Raw genomic sequence first — 16,289 nt, 5'->3', positions numbered from 1 at the left:
AGTTGGGACTATCTAGAGAAAGTAGGCGTATATAGTCAGCCGATCAACTAACACCGCGGCCTGGAGGACGACATGGCCATCCCAGACCTCATGCCGCATCCTGTGGCAGCCAAGTACGCCGTCCTAGTGGATGTCGGTTATCTCTACGCTGCGGCAGGTGAGGTGCTGCTCGGCGCGAAGGAACGCAAGGAATATCGGGTGGCCGCCGATGAGCTCATCCAGAGTCTACAGAAACATGCAGAGGAACGTATTTCCGGCGAACTTCTGCGGATCTATTGGTATGACGCCGCCCGCGACCGTGTGCCGACCGTCGACCAGCGTGTCATCGCGCAGCTCCCGTGGGTCAAGGTGCGCCTCGGCAACCTCAACGCCCGCGGCCAGCAGAAGGGCGTCGACGCGCAGATCAGGAGCGACCTGGAGGCGCTCGCCCGGCATCACGCGGTGACCGACACGATCCTGCTGGCGGGCGATGAGGACATGGTTCCGGCGGTCGAGGCGGCGCAGGCGTACGGCGTGCGCATCCACCTGTGGGGCGTCGAGCCGCCCTACGGCACCAACCAGGCCGAGCGCCTGGTGTGGGAGTCCGACACGGTGGAAGTGATCTCCGCCGATTTTCTGAGGCCCTTTTTCAGTCGCGCTCCGCAGCCGGTTGCGGTCACCCCGCCCGCCGCGGCTCCCTCGCCCGCCCAGGTGTTCGCCGGGCGCGCGCCGGTCAAGCCGCACGCCAAGCCCGGTCAGGTCGCCAAGCTGGGGCCCAGCCGTCCGCGCGTGGAGGACGTCGGCGAGCACGTCGCCCAGAAGTGGATACTCACCCGCGGCCGCGACAACATCCGCGACCTGCTGCCCGGCCCGATCCTGCCGACGGTGATCGACACCGAGCTGCTGATCGAGGCGGAGAAGGAGCTCGGGCACTCGCTGCGGCCCTACCCGGAGGCCCGGGTCTGGCTGCGTGACGGGTTCTGGGCGCGCGTCTACCGGGAGTTCGACCTGGGGGTGGGGGTCTCCTCCAAGTAGAGCAGCGTCTCGGCGACCGCCGTCCGGGCGTAGAGCACGTACCGGCCGGTGCGGTGCGCTGTGCACAGGCCGGCCTTGCGCAGCGCCGTCAGGTGCTGGTTGACGCCGGGCTGGGAGAGCCCGGCACGCTGGGCGAGGTCGCGCGTCGAGGCGGGCTGGTCCAGCTCGGCCAGCAGCCGGGCGCGCGTCCTGCCGAGCACGGCGGCCAGCGCCTCGGGCGGGTCCACCTCGCGGCGCTCCCAGAGCGTCGCGATGCCGCGCGGCGCGTAGCGCACGGTCGGCTGGTACGGCGGCGTCGTGACCGACAGGACCCGCGGCCAGGCGAACACGCACGGCACCAGCAGCAGCCCGAGCCCTCTCAGTGACCGGCGGCCGGACACGTACCGGTGCTCCAGCCGCAGCGTGCCGTCGTCCCAGGTGACGGTGTCGTCGAGGTCGGCCAGCATGCGCTGGGCGCCGCCCTCGGCCAGCAGCCGGGCCCGGTGCAGGATCTCGCCCTCCAGCAGCGACCTGATCCGCGGCCAGTACGGCGCCATCGCCGCCTCCCAATAGCCGGCCACCTCCGCGGCCAGGCGTTCGAGGCCCTGTTCCGGGTCGTCGTAGAGGGCCTGCACCCGTCCCGTCCGGGGACCGCCGATGTGGTCCAGGTCCGTGCGGACCCGTGCGGCCGCGCCCCGCATCGTGGCGAGTTCCAGCTCCAGGTCCGGCATGGACGTCGAGGGCGGCGTGCAGGTGAAGCCGGCGATCGAGATGGTGGGCACCGGGACCAGGTCGGACAGCAGCCGCCAGTCCACGTCATGCAGGCGGCGGCGCACCTGGTCGGCCCAGGGACGCAGGAGCGGGTGCGCGGCCGGGTTCTTCACCACGCGCGCGCTGGCCACGACCTCGCCGAGCGGGGAGACGGCGAAGCGGATGTTGGCGATGTCGCGGGCGGTGAACGTCAGGTCGAGGGTCATTGAATTTGCTTGTCACTTAATCGATAGCGGCCTTGCCCGACATTTCAGCATCCTGCCGACATGTCAGCAACCTTGGCGGAAGCTCCGCTCTTGCGGCTTCGTGCGTTCCGCAACCTGTTCGTCGCCGGCACGGTCAGCCAGCTCGGCAGCCAGATCACCTACGTCGCCCTCCCCCTGCTCGCCGTGACCGCCCTCGGGGCGGGCGCGGGCGAGGTCGGGCTGCTCTCGGCGCTCGCCACGCTCACGGCCCTGGTGATCGGGCTGCCCGCCGGGGCGTGGGTGGACCGCGTCCGGCGGCGCCGCCTGATGATCGCGATGGACGCCGCACGGGCCGCGGCGCTGCTGTCGGTGCCGGTGGCCTGGTGGGCCGGGATGTTGTCCATGGCGCAGCTCTACGTGGTGACGGTGCTCGTGGGAGCGGGGTCGCTGCTGTTCGACGTGGCGTCCATGAGCATCGTGCCGGGGCTGGTCGGCCGCGAGCGGCTGACGTCGGCCAACTCGCTGCTCGTGGGCACGAGCGCGGGCATGGACGTCGCCGGACGCAGCCTCGCCGGGGTGCTGGCCCAGGTCGCGGGCGCGCCGCTGGCCGTGCTGCTGGACGCGCTGAGCTACCTGTGGTCGGCGGCCTGGCTGCGCGGCGTCCCCGAGCCGGCCCTCCCCCGGGACGGCTCGCCGGAGGCCGCGGAGTCCCTGCGCGCCCGGATCGCGGAGGGCGTGCGGTTCATCCTCGGCAACCGGGTGCTGGTCGCGGCCCTGGTCCAGGGCACGATGGCGAACCTGGCGTTCCCGCTCTGCTCGGTCCTGCTGCCGGTGCTCATCGTCGGGCGGCTCGGCTACCCGGAGTGGGTGCTCGGGGCTTACCTGGCGGTGGGCGGGCTCGGCGTGCTCGCCGGGTCGTCGTCGGCCCACCTGCTCGGCCGGCGCTTCGGCACGGGCCGCGCGGTGTGGGTGGTCAGCTTGGCCACCGCCCCGGCCGCGCTGGTGATCCCGTTCCTCGACGCCGGGCCGTGGCTGTGGGCCGCGGCGGCGGCGTGGTTCGTGCTGACGTTCCGTACCGGGGTGAACAACGTGCTGCTGGTGAGCCTGCGGCAGCGCGTCACGCCGGACCACCTGCTCGGCCGGATGACCGCCACCATGCGGTTGCTGCTGATGGGCGCGGTCGGCCTCGGCGGGCTGCTGGCGGGGCTGCTCGGGGAGCTGGTGGGGGTGCGCGCCTCGCTCTGGGCGGGTGCGGTGATCATGGCGGTGAGCTGGCTGCCGATCCACTTCTCAGCGCTTCGCCGATCAGGTCCGAATACCGCCGGTCGGCCGTACTGACCTGCTGACCTGCGTTTTCATGGTGAGGTCCGATTTCCGCCGGTCGGCACCCGCGGCCCGCGCATAGTCTCGGGGGCATGTCACCCCTAGAGCTCGACTTCGACTCCTGTTACCGGGCGGTCTCCGCCAGGGACTCCCGGTTCGACGGGCGCTTCTACACCGCGGTGACGACGACGCGCATCTACTGCCGGCCGATCTGCCCGGCGCGTACCCCCTCCTCCAGGAACGTGCGCTTCTACCGGCACGCGGCCTCGGCCGAGGCGGCCGGGTTCCGGCCGTGCAAACGCTGCCGTCCCGAGCTGTCGCCCGGCGATCCCGGCTGGGACCTGCGCGGCGACCTCGTCGGCCGGGCCCTGCGGCTGATCGACGACGGAGCCGCCGACGAGCGCGGCGTGGCCGGACTGGCCCGGCGGCTGCACATCACCGAACGCCACCTGCACCGGCTGTTCGTGGCCGAGCTGGGCGTCGGGCCGCTGGCCGTGGCCCGCACCAAGCGGCTCCTGCTGGCCAAGCAGCTCCTGACGGAGACCGGGCTGCCGGTCACCGAGGTGGCGTTCGCGGCCGGGTTCGGCAGCGTGCGGCAGTTCAACGCCACGATGCGGGAGACGTACGGCTTCACGCCCAGCGAGCTGCGCGCCACGGCCGGACGTCCGGCGGCGCCGCCTGAGCCCGAGGTCGCCGGGCCGGTCACGCTGAGGCTGCGGCTGCACCGCCGCGAGCCGTACGACGTGGCGGGCGTGTTCGGGTTCCTGACCTCGCGTGCCATTCCCGGCCTTGAGGTGGCCGGCCCGGAGTCGTACTCCAGGGTCGTGCCGGGCGGGACGATCACGCTCACCCCCCGGCGGGACCACATCGCGCTCGACGTGGCCCTGGCCGACACCCGGCAGCTCGCCCGCATCGTCGCCCGCTGCCGCCGCCTGCTCGACCTGGACGCCGACCCCGACGCCATCGCCGAGGCGCTCGGCCAGACCTCGCTGGCCCCGCTCGTCGAGGCGCGGCCCGGACTGCGGGTGCCGGGCACGTTCGACGGCTTCGAGCTGGCCGTACGCGCGGTGGTCGGCCAGCAGATCTCAGTGGCCGGAGCCCGTACGCTGCTCGGCCGCATCGTCGCCAGGACCGGCGGCCCGCTCTTCCCCACCGCGGCCGAGCTGCGGGAGGCCGACCTGACGGGCCTCGGCCTGACCAACCGCAGGATCGCCACCCTCGCCGACCTGGCGGGCCGGGTCGCCGACGGCGACATCGACCTCGACGGCGGCCAGGACCCGGCCGAGGCCGTGTCCGAGCTGCTGAAGGTGCCCGGCATCGGTCCCTGGACCGCCAGCTACATCGCCCTGCGCGCCCTGCGCGACCCCGACGCCTGGCCCACGGGCGACCTCGTGCTGAAGAAGCGCATGGCCGCCCTGGGCATCCCCGACGACCACATCGAACGGTGGCGGCCCTGGCGGGCCTACGCCGCCCTGCACCTCTGGAGCTCTTCATGATCACCGCTCAGGTCCTGCCGACGCCGATCGGCTCGCTGTCGCTGCTCACCCGCGAGGGCGTCCTCGTCGCGGGCGGCTTCACGGCCGACCCGGCGGAGATGTTCGTCCGCCTCACCCCGGCCCTGCAGGCGGAGGGCCTCGACGTGGTGGACGACCTCGGCGCCCCCGCCGAAGCCGTCCGGGCCTACTTCGACGGCGACCTCGACGCCCTGGACGCCGTCCCGGTCTCGCAGCCGGGCTCCCCCACCCGCAAGCGCCTGCACGAAGCGCTGCGCGAGGTCCGCGCGGGGACGACGGTCTCGTACGCCGAGCTGGCCCAGGCCGCCGGCCTCCCCCGTACCGCCGCCCGCGCCGCCGGATCCGCCTGCGCCCAGAACCTCATCGCGCCCTTCGTCCCCTGCCACCGCGTCCTGCCCAGCACGGGCGGCTACGGCGGGTACTACTACGGCGTCCCGGTCAAGGAATGGCTCCTCGCCCACGAAAGCGGACAAACGCCGATCTCCTAGCCGAGCCGGGTGGCGGCGTTGGCGGCATAGAATGGGGCTCATGCGACGTTAGACGGCGTAGGCATCATTTGCAGACGCCGACTAATCGTTGTCACGAGCACGAGGAGGAGGGGTTCCACATGCCTCTGGCCGACGACGCCGTGGAGGCGCGTGCCCAGGGGTGGCGCACCCTCGCCGCCCTGCACGCGAAGATCGAGGACAGGCTGGAGAAGGCGCTGCAGAAGGCGCACGACCTGAGCGTGAGCGAGTACACGGTGCTCGACGCCCTGGCCCGCCAGGACGGCTGGCACATGCGCATGCAGCAGCTCGCCCGCGCCGTCGTGCTCAGCCAGAGCGCCACGACCCGGCTGGTCACCCGACTGGAGAAGCGCGGCCTGCTCAAGCGCTACCTGTGCGAGGACGACCGGCGCGGCATCTACTCCGAGGTCACCCCCGACGGCCGCGACCTGCTGACCGCGGCGGGCCCGACGCACGACACCGTGCTGAAGGAGGTGCTGGCGGAGGCGGCCGAGCAGCCCGAGCTGGCACCGCTGGCCGCGGTGATCGCCTAGGCCGGCCGCCGCTAGGGCTTCACGTTGCTCTGGATCTCGCCGACCGGCACGTCCCGGGTCGCCCCCACCTCGACCGGCGCGAACTGGAACGGCACCGCGTCACCTGTCGTCTCCACCGGCCACGACGTGGTGACGGTGAGCCGGTACGCCTCGCGCGGCTGGTCGATCGAGGACCGCAGGTAACGCACACCACAGGCGAACGAGGCCCCCTTGGCGTACGGGCGTCCGGCCGCCCCGCAACCCTCCTCGTGCACCTCCGCCCGGTCCTTCGCGGTACCCGGGTCGATCTTGATGCTCTTCAGCGTGGCCACGACGGTCACGCTCATGACGCCCGGGATCTCCGCGGTCACCGATCTGCGCCGCTCGCCCAGGCCCTCCAGCCACACCCAGGTGGGCAGGTTGACGTAGCTCTTGGCGTCGGGGCTCAGTTTGATCGTGGGCTCGGGCACGGTCAGGGACGCCCTGGCGATCTCGGCGAGCTCCCGGATCGTGATCCCGGCGGGCGGCGTCGTGCCCGGCGGCACGAACACGAACGGGTCGAGCGCCGCGAAGCAGACCTGCCCCTTCGGGTCGGAGGCGTCGTACGCCGGGCCCCACCAGCGCCCGTCCTTGCCGACCTTGTCCTTGAACTGCTTGAGGAACTCCTGGAACCCCTCCTCGGACGCGTCCTTGGTGTACCTGAACCAGTAGTCGCGCAGGGCCTCCTGCGACTTCAGCATCTCGGCGCCCGTCATGCCGGGCTCGTACCAGCAGGGGCGCTTGAGGACGTATCCGTCCGCGCTGCCGCCCTTGGCGCCGTTGCCGGAGATGACGATCCTGGAGTTGCGCAGCTCGATCCCTCTGGTCCGGCCGTGCTCGATGGGGCTGCCGGCCGTCTCGCCGGGGTCGTCGAGCTGGCCCAGCAGCATCAGGGCCGCGGTGGCCAGCGAGATCACGCGGTTCATCGCGCGCATCCTTCCTTGTCATAGAGGAGTTCCCGGATCCGCCACACGCCGTCGTCGCCGCGGTGCGCGAGGGCCCTCTGGAGGTAGGGGGCGCGCATGATGGAGGGCTGGGGCGAGACGGCCTCGCCGCTGCTCGCGCTGACCACGCGTACCTTCGACTCGTCCACGCAGGTGTCGACCTGCGCGCCCTTGTCCAGGACCTTCGTGACCCGCAGGCCGTACAGCCTGGCGACGCCCTTCACCCTTCTGTCCTCCTCGGTGTACCGGCGTACTCCGTCATACGCCTGGCGCACCGCCTGGAGTTCGAGATCCAGATCCTTCAGGTATCGATCGCTTCCCGAGACCATCACCTTGCGGGAGGCGAGGTACCAGTCGGTGATGACGCGCATGAGCGGGTCGCGCCGGGCGGGCCAGTCGATGTCGACCCGCAACTTCCCGCCGCCGACCTCGACCGTCTCGACGCCGGGCGCGTCGGCGGAGGGCCGCGCCGAGCCCGCCGTCGAGGGCGCCGTCGCGGTCGCCCCGGCGGTCCCGGACGGGCCCGGCTGCGGCGTGTACGGCCGCTCGGCCTGCCCGCACCCCGCCACCAGCAGGACGAGCGCGACCACCGTCATACGTCTCATGCGGACGACTCCCTCACCACGTGGATGCGCCACGAGGGCAGCAGTTCCTCGATCAACGCCTCGGTCTCCGGGGCCATCCCGCCGCCGTACGGGTGGGAGGCGGCCCTGCGGGTCAGCACCTCGACCACGGCCCGCATGCGGACGGCGTCCCCGGTGGCGTGGGTGGCCCGCAGCAGGTCGCGCCAGAGCCCCTCGTCGTCGGTCGCCAGCAGCAACGCCGCGCGGACGGCCGCCACCGCCGCGTCCGGCTCGTCCTGGGCCAGCCGCAGCTCGCACAGCCGGTGGGCCGCGTCGGCCACGCCGGCCGCGACGTCGTACTCCAGGTCGTCGGCCGCCAGCCAGGCGTACCGGCCGGACGGGCGGTTGGCCAGGAGCGGGCCGCGTACCATGCCGAGCGCCTTCTCCAGCAGGACGGTGCGGGCCGTCGGGTCGTGCTGGGAGCGGCGGACCAGCTCGCGGAACAGGGCCCAGTCCGTACGGACCTCGGGGCCGAGCCTGAGCCGCCCGGCCTCGTCGACGTGCAGGTGCTCGGGGCCGAGCCAGTCGGCGACGCGGGCAATGGTGGCGTCCCTGACCATGGTCTGCACCCCGCGCGGCCACAACACGCCCCCGAGCACGACGGGGTGCACGCCGCCGGGATGCGTGGCCAGGTAGATCAGCAGCTCGGTGGCCAGCGCCATGCGGCCCTCTTCGAGGGGCGCGAGCCCGGCGATCTCGATCGGGCCGAGCATCCTGATCTCGACGGCGGGCGGGTGCAGGCCCTCCAGCGGCTCGGCCTCGGGACAGGCCTCGCCCTCGAGCCGTCCGGCGGTGCGGAAGAGGTCGACCAGCGCCTTGTAGTGGCGGCGCGGCAGGAGCTGGGCCTCGACCTCGAAGCCCAGCTCGGCGATGCGCGCCCGGCCGTCGTCGCCGATCTCCAGCGTCCAAGTGGCGTGCGGGACGTCGCCGGCCAGGACGTACCCGGCGGTGTCCCGGCGGGCCAGCAGCGCCAGGCGGCGGGCCTCCTCGTGCGTGGGCGCCACGGCCGACAGCAGGTAGTGGGCCTCGCGCGGGCTGCCGGAGACGCGTCCGGTGAGCACCTCCCTGCGCGGCGCGGCGGTCGCCTCCAGCTCGGGCAGCACCTCGGCCAGGCCGCCGACGGCCCTGATCCGGTCGGGGGCGATCGCGGTCAGCTCCTCGCCGAACCCGACGAGCGTGATGCGCATGCGGTCGGACCAGCGGTTGGTGGCCAGCTCGACGGCGAGCGCGGCCAGCGCCGCGGTGGTCTGCGGGCCGCGGATGTTGATCAGGCCCTGCGCGGCCTCCAGGTCGATCAGCACCCGGCCGCTCGCGTCCGTGCCGATCGAGACCAGCCCCGGGTACGGCGCGCCGCCCGCCTGCTCCTCCAGCAGGCGGCCTTCGTGGGCGGGCAGGCGCCACACCTGGCCGCCGTCCTGGGCCGTCCAGGGCTCGGGCGGGTCGTCGTCCGGTGGGTGGATCCACAGGTCGAGCGTGCGCGGGGACAGGTGGGCGCCGTAGACGGTGGGCGGGGTGCGGTGCTGGGCGGCCAGCTCGGCGCCGAGCAGCCGCAGCCCGATGTCGAGGATGCGCGCGCCCGGCGCGTCGCCGCCCAGCCTGAGCGCGACCTCGGCCTGGGCGGCGTCGTCGCGCGGCCGGACGATCCGGCGCCCGAACACCCGGCGCCACAACTGCTCCCGCCGCCTCCTGGCCAGCAGGGCCAGCAGCCCGGCGGCGGCCAGCGACGCCCCGGCCAGGTAGTCGATCAGGTCGAGGCTCTGGGCCTCCCTGATGGTGATCTCGGGCTGGTCCTGCCGGACGTCGGGCTTGCGGTGCCTGGCCTGGTCCTTCTCGCTCTTCTCGGTGCTCTTGCCCTCCGTGGCCTTCTTGGCGGCGTGCTGCCGGGCGTCGGGCTGGGCGCGGGTGTGGGCCACGCCGGGGTGCTCGCGCAACGTCTGCTCGCGGGACTGGCCGGTGGGGACGATGTGCACGTTCCTGGCGTCGTCCGGCATGTCGAGCACCCAGCCGGGCCTGATCAGGTCGGCCATGCGCAGGCGGGTGCCGTCCGGCTGCTCCTTGGCCTGGTTGAGTCGGTAGATTTCGGGATATCGGCGGCCGTCTCCCAGGCACTTCTCCGCGATCTCCCACAGGCTCTCGTGGTGCCGCCCGTGCGGGGGCTGCACGACGTACACCTTCTTGGTCTTGTGGGTCTCCAGCGTCTGCTCGACGATCGGCGCGGAGTAGGCGACCGCGGTCACCGGCGGCGCGGCGGGCGGCGCGGCCATCCGCGCGATGGGCGCGATCATGGCCCCGGCCGTGAATAGCAGCAGCACCGCGCCGACGAGCTTGTTGGCCAGCGCCTGCGTGCCGCCCGACAGCGGTACGCGGGCGGGCATCCCGACCCTTCGGACACCGGCGTACACCTCGACCAGCACGCACACGAAGAGCTGGAACCAGGCCAGCCACACCAGCAGCACCAGGACGGCCTGGATCGTGCTCGGCCCGGCCTCGGCGGTGAAGAAGCGCAGGTCGAGCATCTCGGCCGTGACCGGTGGCCCGGCGAACATGAGCAGCGCGTACGGCACCCCGCCCACCAACGCCACCAGCGCCACCAGCGCGGCGAGCCCGGCGAGCACGTCGCCGAAGGTGCGCCTGGCCGGGATGCGCGCAGGCGGCCGCCTGGGCTGGTGCCGCCCCGGGGGACGCGCCGGCTCTCGCGTCGGCTCTCGCGTCGGCATCGCCGCTCCCTTCTTCCGTCCAGCGTCCTGCCTCGTGCGTTGCCCCGGCCACCGAGTGGCGGGAATCGGTCTACCTGGCTTCCGGGGCGGCCGTGGCCTCGCCGTTCATCTCCGAGCCCGGGAACCCGAGGGCCCCGAGGAAGAACGCCTCCCACCGCACCGAGACGCTGACCGTCACCTGCTGCTGCTCGACCGAGCAGGAGCCGCGGGCCACGCCGTCGCCGCCCTGGGCCGCGACGATCTCGTCGGCCCTGGCGCAGACCTGGCCCTCGTCCAGCAGGGCGACCTCGCCGCCGGTGCGCAGGCGGTCGACGTCGATCTTGTCCGCGCCCGCCCGCGCGGCCTGCTCGGCGACGTCGGCGGCGCGCAGCCGGGCGTTGATCGCCGCGCCGCCGTCGACCAGCAGCCCGGCCAGGAGGAACACCACGACCGAGAAGAGCACGGTGAAGACCGACATGGACCCCCGCTCCCCCGCCTTCACGGCTCCCTCCTGACGAGCTGCTCCAGGGGCACCACGGCGGTGCCCGTCAGTCGCTTGGTGCCGCCGAACCCCAGGAAGCCGAGGTCGAGCTCGCAGGTCACCTCCGCCTGCACCTGACCGCCCGCCTCCCAGGTGGATCCGTCCAGGTTCACGGCGGTGGCGCCGCACTTGTCGTCGAGCACGCTCTTGGCGGTGCTCTCCGCCGCGGCGCCGGCGTCGTCGAAACCACGCTGCACAGACGCCGCCCGCGCGGCGTCCCTGGCCGCCCCGTTGACCCGCCCCTGCGTCTCCACCAGCACCCCCGCCCCGACCAGGAACATGAGGAACAGCAGGAAGACGGGGGCGAGCATCACCGTCTCCACGGCCATCGAGCCCCGCTCGCCCGGCTTCATCGGCAGTCATCACCACCGTTGTCGGGACGGAAGCACTCGATCGGCCCGCCCGCGGTCGCCGTGATCGTGAACGTGAGCGGCGGCAGCAGCGGCACGACCTGCACGGCGCTGCCCGTGACCGTGACGAAGCGCTGGTCGGGGTCGCGCTCGGAGGTGGTGGCCGCGGCGTTCTCCAGCAGCCGGGGGCCGACGGCCTTGACGATGTCGGTGGCCTTCGCCGTGGCCGCGCCCTGCCAGTCGCCCGAGTCGAACGGCGCCGACCTGGCCACCCGCGCGCCTTCCCTGGCCGCCGCCTCGGCGATCTGGCGACCGTGGAACCAGAGCGCGACCTGCACGACGAGGAGCGCGACCGCGAGGATGACCGGCATCAGCAACGCCAGCTCGATCACGGTCGCGCCCCGCTCACGAGTCTCCGCCACCACCGCCGCCGCCACCGCCGAACGTGCCCTGGATCTCGCTGGACTTCTGCTCGACCAGGGTCTTGATCAGCGTGGCCAGCCCGAGCGCGACGCCCGCGATGATGGCCGTGATGATCACCCATTCGACGGCGGAGGCGCCCCTGCTGGGCGCGGTGCGGGCGCGCTGGATCCGCACCCCCAGGTAGGCGGTGAGATAGACGATCCAGGGATGGTTCATCAGGCCCCCAACATCTTCATCGCGGCGGGAAAACTGAGAAAGATCACGAAACCGGCGCACAGGAGGAGCTGGGCCACGAGCATCGACTGCGAACGTTCGCCCGCGCGTCCCTCGATCTCGGCCAGTTCGCGTCGGCGCAGGGTGGCGGCCCTGGCGGTGAGCGAGGCGCGCACCTTGGCGCCGTCGTCGGCCACCAGGCCGAGCGCGGCCGACAGGTCGCGCAGCTCGTCGACGTTGATCTCCTCGCCGAGCTGGCCGAGCGCCTGCCACGGGGTGATGCCGACGATCCGGGCGCCGCCGAGCGCGTCGCGGATGCGGCCCATCGCCCAGTTGGGCTGCTCGCCGCTGACCGACACGGCCATCATCAGCGCCTCGGGCACGCCGCGTCCGCCCGCCAGGTTCATCGAGACCAGGTCGAGGAAGGCGCCCACGACGTGCCGGAAGTCGCGTCGCATGGCCGCGGCCTCCTTGCGGATCTGCAGGTCGGGCAGGAAGAAGAAGAGCAGCGCCACGAGCACGGCCGACCAGAACGGCACCGTGAACGACACGCCCCACCCCATGAGCGCCAGCCAGCCGAGCAGGATCGGGAAGGCCAGCAGGCCGCTCGCGGCGAGCAGCACCTTGGTGGCCAGGAACGCCTCGAACGAGCGTCCGAGCAGGGCCAGGTCGGACTTGACCGAGCGGGCCTCCCAGCCGCGGGCGCCGTAGAGGCGGGCCAGGCGGGCGCCGAGGCCGCGGCGGAAGGCGCTGACCTCCTCCTCGGGCAGCAGGAGCTGGATGCGCGGGGCGTCGGCGTCCTCGCGCACGGCGTCGAGCGCCAGCAGCCGCGCCACCAGCCCGGGACGGGCCGGGAACAACGCGCGTACCAGCACGAACAGGCCGAGACCGAGCACCGATCCGGCCAGCACGCCCTCAACCATGGCCGCCTCCCCCCATGAGCAGCCGGGTCGGCTTGTCGAACCTGGCCAGCCGCCGCATCCACGCGAACCCGGCGCCGAACAGGCCGCCGACGACCACGAGCACGGCCTGGCCGAGGGTGGAGCCGTACTCGCTGACGTAGGCGGGGTTGAACAGGATGAGCAGCCCGGCGAAGACCAGCGCCGTGATCACCACGATCTGCACGCTGCGCCTGGTCGAGCGGCGCTCGGCCTCGACGCGGCGGCGCATGTCGAGCTCCTCGCGGGCCGAGACGGCGAGCGCGCCGAGCACGTCGCGCAGGCCGGGGCCGCGCAGCCGGGAGTTGAGGATGAGCGCGGCGATCACCAGGTCGGCCGAGGGGTCGTCGAGCTCGTCGGCGAAGCGGGACAGCGCCTCCGGCAGCGCCATCCGGGTGTGCAGGCGGTCGACCATGGCCCGCAGGTGGGGCCGGAGCGTGGGCGCGGCGGCCCTGATGGAGGACGGGATGGCCTGCTCCAGCCCGGCCGCCCCGGCGATGGTGTCGCGCAGCGACTCGGTCCAGGCGGCCAGCCCTTCCAGGCGGCGCATGGCGGCGCGTTCCTCGGCCGCGCCGCCGGACAGGCCGCGCCAGGCGAACACGAGCAGCACCGTGCCCACCGCCATGACCGGCCAGCCCGTGACCACCAGGACCAGGCCGGCGGCCACCGCGGCGACGGCGGTGCGGGTGGTGAGCATCTTGACGAGCGGGCGTCTGGGCTGGGACGGGCGGCGGCGCAGGCCGTACAGGGCGAGGAAGAACAGGAAGAGGCCGCCGCCCGCGGCCGCGCCCGCCACCATCGCGAGCGGGTCGAGGTCGAACGCCATCCTCACCAGCCTCCCGGGTTGTAGCCGTGGGCGACCAGCTCCTCCAGGCACGAGACCGGCGCGTGCGGGACGCCCGTGCCGTCGGGCCCTGGCGCGAACACCTCGCTCGACAACACGCGGCCGTCGCAGCCGTTGACCTCGCGGATGCTGGAGACGTAGCGGCGCAGGGTGCCGCCGACGTGGTAGTCGTTGCGCTTCTCGATGAAGACCACGAAGTCGATCGCGCCCGCGATGAGCATGTGGGTGGCGTCGATGGGCAGGCGCTCGCCGGCCTGCAGGGCGTAGGTGGCGATGCGGTTGAAGACCTCCATGCTGGAGTTGGCGTGGATCGTGGACAAAGAGCCGTCGTTGCCCTGGGTCATCGCGTTGAGCATGGTGACGATCTCGTCGCCCAGCACCTCGCCGACGATGACGCGGCTGGGGTTCATCCGCAGCGAGCGCCTGACCAGCTCGGCCATGGAGATCTCGCCCTGGCCCTCGGAGTTGGGCAGGCGCTGCTCGAAGGCGACCACGTTGGGATGGAGCTCGGGGAACTGGTCGAGGCCCAGCTCAAGAGCGCGTTCGACGGTGATCAGGCGCTCGCTGGGCGGGATCTCGTTGGCCAGCGCCCGCAGCAGGGTGGTCTTGCCGGCGTTGGTGGATCCGGCGATCATGAGGTTCTTGCGGGCCGCGACGGCCGCCGTCAGGAACCTCCCGATCTCCGGGCTGATCGTGCCGTTGCCGGTCAGGTCGGACAGGAAGACCTTGCCGAGGCGGGAGCGGCGGATCGACACGGCCGGGCGCACGGTGACGTCCATGACCGCGCTCAGCCGGGAGCCGTCGGGCAGCCGCAGGTCGAGCTGGGGGTTGGCGGTGTCGAACGGCCTGCTGGACAGCCCCGAGTACGCCGCCAGGATCTGGATCAGCTCGACCAGCTCGTCGTCGGACTCGGCGACCGGGTCGTGCATGAGCTCCTGGCCGTCGGCGTAGCTGACGAAGACGCGGTCGCAGCCGTTGATGTCGATGTTCTCGACCTCGGGGTCGTCGAGCAGCGGCTGGAGGCGGCCCACGCCGAACAGCGCGGCGTGGATGCCGGCCGCGAGGGCCTCCTCCTCCTCGATGGTGGGCGGCGTGCGGCCGAGGCCGATCTCGTTGCGCGCGTGCTCCTCCAGCACCTGCGAGATCAGCGCCCTGGCGAACTGGCGCTCGTCCTCGCCGGACATCGGCGGGACGCCGCTCGCCTGGTCGATCCGGCGCTGCTGGGCCAGCCGGTCGCCGACCTCCTGGCGGAAACGCTTGACGAGCGAGTGGTCGATCATCGGTGGCTCACCAGCCTCGCGGCGAGGTCCCGGGCCGTACGGATGAGCAGGGACCGGTCGAGCCGGCCGCCCCACTGTCCGCGCAGCAGCTCGGCGCCCTTGGCATCGTGGGCCAGCCCGTGGACGAACTGGACGATGGGACCGACGATCCTGCGCACGTCTTCGATCGAGGCCCGGTAGTTGCGCGGGTCGGCGATCACGACGACGCCGTGCGCCTTGGTGATCTGGAGGCGTTCGCGCAGGTGAGCGACGTGGTCGAGGGTCGCCCTGGTGAGCAGGAGCACCTGCTCGGCCTCGGCGAGGAGGTCGGCGATCTGGGGGTGGGAGCCCAGGCGGCCGCAGTCGGCGATCACGTCGGCGTCGGGGATGGCGGCCAGCGACCTGCCCAGCGGGCCCCAGAGCCAGGTGAGCCCGGCCGCCTGCTCGCCGTGGGTGAGCCCGGCCAGCACGTCGAGCCCGCCGATGATCTTCTGCGTGTGCTGGTGGATCTGAGCGGGTTCGAGGCCCCGGCGGGCGGTCGCGCCGAGCGTGAGCAGGCCCTTGCCCGGGTTGAGCACGCCGCCGTCGGCGGCGGGCAGCCGGTAGGCGAGGTCGCCGCCGGCCGGGTCGCACTCGGCCAGCAGCACGGGCCGCGGCCACACCGCCGCGAGGGCGGTGGCCGCGGTGGTCACGCCGGGCGCGCCCTTGTCGGCGGCCAGAACGATCAGCGCCACGTCAGCGCGCTCCCGGGAGCTCGGCCACCGCGATCTCTCCGCTGGAGGCATAGGCGAGTATTTGCGGTGAGTCCGACGAATCGACGATCACGGTGATCTGCCCGGAATTACCGCCGGTTCGGTTCTTGTCGCCGGTGCTGAACACGAGCGCGCTCTCGGCGAGTACGCGGCTTTGCCCTTGAGCCGTCCGGTTCGGCACGTACACGACCTGGACGCGGTCGCCCTGTTGAATGCCGGCGGGCATTTGGCCAGGTTTGAGGGCGAGGCCGACGGTCGCCTTTCCCGGGCCCAGTTCGTCGCTGGCCTTGCTGCCCATCTGGTTGGTCAGCAGGGTGCCCGGCAGGATGGTGACCGCGGCGAAGCTGTCGATCACCTCTGACCGCCGGGACCAGGCGACGTAGTCGACACCCGTGTCCGAGGCGATCTTCACCTCTTCGAGCATGCCCTCGTCGAACTTCTGGCCCGCGCCGACCTGCTGGGTGATCCTGATGGCGGAGACGCGGTCGCCGCTGCGCAGCACGAGCAGCGTGGTGGCCAGCGCTCCGCCGAGTATGAGCAGGACCGCCAGCGCGGCGAGGGCCGGCTTGCGTTCGCGTGGGGGCACGGGGAGCTTGCGCGAGGCCGGGCCGGACAACCCCGCCGCCGCGTTGTCGGCGACAGGTTTTTCACTGGTCCTCATGGGTGGGGGGCTCCCATTGTGAAATGCGGAATTCACGCCCATTATGTGGGGCGGCCGGGTGAGGCGTGGGCGGAATGCGAGGACCCATGCTTGTTTCGCAGGTGGCGTGATGTCAACCCGGAATAATCGATGCCTATTGTCTCTACCAAGTTGACGAATACCGATTTATCGGCATGCTGGTCACAGTTTTATCTTGAGTCGC

General features: G+C 72.4%; 18 protein-coding genes. 5 read left to right on the top strand and 13 right to left on the bottom strand.

The window, feature by feature from the left end; genetic code table 11:
* Window positions 1-72: 72 nt before the first annotated feature.
* Window positions 73-1,014 (top strand): NYN domain-containing protein, encoded by a 942-nt coding sequence (locus ABZ459_RS13750; RefSeq protein WP_352321648.1) that lies wholly within the window; start codon window positions 73-75, stop codon window positions 1,012-1,014.
* Here ABZ459_RS13750 and ABZ459_RS13745 read toward each other — a convergent pair.
* On the bottom strand, window positions 972-1,970 hold the full coding sequence (locus tag ABZ459_RS13745) for a DUF5937 family protein (protein ID WP_357970027.1): 999 nt from the start codon (window positions 1,968-1,970) through the stop codon (window positions 972-974). The two genes, ABZ459_RS13750 and ABZ459_RS13745, sit on opposite strands and share 43 nt — an antisense overlap.
* A 90-nt stretch (window positions 1,971-2,060) precedes the next feature.
* On the opposite strand from ABZ459_RS13745, the gene ABZ459_RS13740 reads away from it, so the two are divergent.
* The 4 genes from ABZ459_RS13740 (at window position 2,061) to ABZ459_RS13725 (ending at window position 5,825) form a co-directional block, all read left to right on the top strand.
* The gene (locus ABZ459_RS13740) at window positions 2,061-3,287 is read left to right on the top strand and encodes an MFS transporter (RefSeq protein WP_357970024.1); all 1,227 of its coding nucleotides are present in this window, start codon (window positions 2,061-2,063) and stop codon (window positions 3,285-3,287) included.
* A gap of 77 nt (window positions 3,288-3,364) precedes the next feature.
* Window positions 3,365-4,768 (top strand): DNA-3-methyladenine glycosylase 2 family protein, encoded by a 1,404-nt coding sequence (locus ABZ459_RS13735; RefSeq protein ID WP_357970021.1) that lies wholly within the window; start codon window positions 3,365-3,367, stop codon window positions 4,766-4,768.
* Complete coding sequence (locus tag ABZ459_RS13730; RefSeq protein ID WP_357970019.1) at window positions 4,765-5,274, top strand: methylated-DNA--[protein]-cysteine S-methyltransferase; 510 nt, start codon at window positions 4,765-4,767, stop codon at window positions 5,272-5,274. The genes ABZ459_RS13735 and ABZ459_RS13730 overlap by 4 nt, the downstream gene beginning before the upstream one ends.
* A 119-nt stretch (window positions 5,275-5,393) precedes the next feature.
* Window positions 5,394-5,825 (top strand): MarR family transcriptional regulator, encoded by a 432-nt coding sequence (locus tag ABZ459_RS13725; protein WP_357970016.1) that lies wholly within the window; start codon window positions 5,394-5,396, stop codon window positions 5,823-5,825.
* An 11-nt stretch (window positions 5,826-5,836) separates the two neighbouring features.
* Here ABZ459_RS13725 and ABZ459_RS13720 read toward each other — a convergent pair whose 3' ends face one another.
* The 12 genes from ABZ459_RS13720 to ABZ459_RS13665 form a co-directional block, all read right to left on the bottom strand.
* A complete protein-coding gene (locus ABZ459_RS13720; RefSeq protein ID WP_357970013.1) occupies window positions 5,837-6,769 on the bottom strand; it encodes a hypothetical protein in 933 nt (310 codons plus the stop codon).
* Window positions 6,766-7,392, bottom strand: coding sequence for a hypothetical protein (locus ABZ459_RS13715; RefSeq protein WP_357970010.1), 627 nt, complete (start codon window positions 7,390-7,392; stop codon window positions 6,766-6,768). The genes ABZ459_RS13720 and ABZ459_RS13715 overlap by 4 nt, the downstream gene beginning before the upstream one ends.
* Window positions 7,389-10,127, bottom strand: coding sequence for a BTAD domain-containing putative transcriptional regulator (locus ABZ459_RS13710; RefSeq protein ID WP_357970007.1), 2,739 nt, complete (start codon window positions 10,125-10,127; stop codon window positions 7,389-7,391). Before ABZ459_RS13710 ends, ABZ459_RS13715 begins: the two co-directional genes overlap by 4 nt.
* Before the next feature lie 70 nt (window positions 10,128-10,197).
* A complete protein-coding gene (locus ABZ459_RS13705; RefSeq protein ID WP_357970005.1) occupies window positions 10,198-10,608 on the bottom strand; it encodes a flp pilus-assembly TadE/G-like family protein in 411 nt (136 codons plus the stop codon).
* Window positions 10,605-11,000 (bottom strand): TadE family protein, encoded by a 396-nt coding sequence (locus tag ABZ459_RS13700; protein ID WP_357970002.1) that lies wholly within the window; start codon window positions 10,998-11,000, stop codon window positions 10,605-10,607. The genes ABZ459_RS13705 and ABZ459_RS13700 overlap by 4 nt, the downstream gene beginning before the upstream one ends.
* Entirely contained in the window at window positions 10,997-11,419 is a 423-nt protein-coding gene (locus tag ABZ459_RS13695) for a TadE/TadG family type IV pilus assembly protein (protein WP_357969999.1), read from the bottom strand. Before ABZ459_RS13695 ends, ABZ459_RS13700 begins: the two co-directional genes overlap by 4 nt.
* Window positions 11,403-11,636: a hypothetical protein gene (locus ABZ459_RS13690; protein ID WP_357969997.1), complete on the bottom strand. Its 234-nt coding sequence runs from the start codon at window positions 11,634-11,636 to the stop codon at window positions 11,403-11,405. The genes ABZ459_RS13695 and ABZ459_RS13690 overlap by 17 nt, the downstream gene beginning before the upstream one ends.
* Window positions 11,636-12,556, bottom strand: a complete 921-nt coding sequence (locus ABZ459_RS13685; RefSeq protein WP_357969995.1) for a type II secretion system protein — start codon at window positions 12,554-12,556, stop codon at window positions 11,636-11,638. The genes ABZ459_RS13690 and ABZ459_RS13685 overlap by 1 nt, the downstream gene beginning before the upstream one ends.
* Complete coding sequence (locus ABZ459_RS13680) at window positions 12,549-13,397, bottom strand: type II secretion system F family protein (RefSeq protein WP_352325815.1); 849 nt, start codon at window positions 13,395-13,397, stop codon at window positions 12,549-12,551. The genes ABZ459_RS13685 and ABZ459_RS13680 overlap by 8 nt, the downstream gene beginning before the upstream one ends.
* 2 nt (window positions 13,398-13,399) lie before the next feature.
* Window positions 13,400-14,695 carry an ATPase, T2SS/T4P/T4SS family gene (locus tag ABZ459_RS13675; RefSeq protein ID WP_357969992.1) on the bottom strand — a complete coding sequence of 432 codons (1,296 nt, stop codon included), beginning with the start codon at window positions 14,693-14,695 and terminating at the stop codon, window positions 13,400-13,402.
* Complete coding sequence (locus ABZ459_RS13670) at window positions 14,692-15,408, bottom strand: hypothetical protein (RefSeq protein ID WP_357969990.1); 717 nt, start codon at window positions 15,406-15,408, stop codon at window positions 14,692-14,694. Before ABZ459_RS13670 ends, ABZ459_RS13675 begins: the two co-directional genes overlap by 4 nt.
* A 1-nt stretch (window position 15,409) precedes the next feature.
* Complete coding sequence (locus ABZ459_RS13665) at window positions 15,410-16,087, bottom strand: hypothetical protein (protein ID WP_357969987.1); 678 nt, start codon at window positions 16,085-16,087, stop codon at window positions 15,410-15,412.
* Window positions 16,088-16,289: the final 202 nt, after the last annotated feature.

Source organism: Nonomuraea sp. NPDC005692, assembly GCF_040631115.1.
In the GTDB taxonomy this organism is placed as follows: Bacteria; Actinomycetota; Actinomycetes; order Streptosporangiales; family Streptosporangiaceae; genus Nonomuraea.
This window is presented reverse-complemented; position numbering and strand designations above follow the sequence as displayed.

Excerpts from the sequence above, each read along its gene's own strand:
- ABZ459_RS13750 (WP_352321648.1), top strand. The coding sequence starts at position 73 with ATGGCCATCCCAGACCTCATGCCGCATCCTGTGGCAGCCAAGTACGCC.
- ABZ459_RS13745 (WP_357970027.1), bottom strand. The coding sequence starts at position 1,970 with ATGACCCTCGACCTGACGTTCACCGCCCGCGACATCGCCAACATCCGC.
- ABZ459_RS13735 (WP_357970021.1), top strand. The coding sequence starts at position 3,365 with ATGTCACCCCTAGAGCTCGACTTCGACTCCTGTTACCGGGCGGTCTCC.
- ABZ459_RS13730 (WP_357970019.1), top strand. The coding sequence starts at position 4,765 with ATGATCACCGCTCAGGTCCTGCCGACGCCGATCGGCTCGCTGTCGCTG.
- ABZ459_RS13725 (WP_357970016.1), top strand. The coding sequence starts at position 5,394 with ATGCCTCTGGCCGACGACGCCGTGGAGGCGCGTGCCCAGGGGTGGCGC.
- ABZ459_RS13720 (WP_357970013.1), bottom strand. The coding sequence starts at position 6,769 with ATGAACCGCGTGATCTCGCTGGCCACCGCGGCCCTGATGCTGCTGGGC.
- ABZ459_RS13715 (WP_357970010.1), bottom strand. The coding sequence starts at position 7,392 with ATGAGACGTATGACGGTGGTCGCGCTCGTCCTGCTGGTGGCGGGGTGC.
- ABZ459_RS13710 (WP_357970007.1), bottom strand. The coding sequence starts at position 10,127 with ATGCCGACGCGAGAGCCGACGCGAGAGCCGGCGCGTCCCCCGGGGCGG.
- ABZ459_RS13700 (WP_357970002.1), bottom strand. The coding sequence starts at position 11,000 with ATGAAGCCGGGCGAGCGGGGCTCGATGGCCGTGGAGACGGTGATGCTC.
- ABZ459_RS13690 (WP_357969997.1), bottom strand. The coding sequence starts at position 11,636 with ATGAACCATCCCTGGATCGTCTATCTCACCGCCTACCTGGGGGTGCGG.
- ABZ459_RS13685 (WP_357969995.1), bottom strand. The coding sequence starts at position 12,556 with ATGGTTGAGGGCGTGCTGGCCGGATCGGTGCTCGGTCTCGGCCTGTTC.
- ABZ459_RS13680 (WP_352325815.1), bottom strand. The coding sequence starts at position 13,397 with ATGGCGTTCGACCTCGACCCGCTCGCGATGGTGGCGGGCGCGGCCGCG.
- ABZ459_RS13675 (WP_357969992.1), bottom strand. The coding sequence starts at position 14,695 with ATGATCGACCACTCGCTCGTCAAGCGTTTCCGCCAGGAGGTCGGCGAC.
- ABZ459_RS13665 (WP_357969987.1), bottom strand. The coding sequence starts at position 16,087 with ATGAGGACCAGTGAAAAACCTGTCGCCGACAACGCGGCGGCGGGGTTG.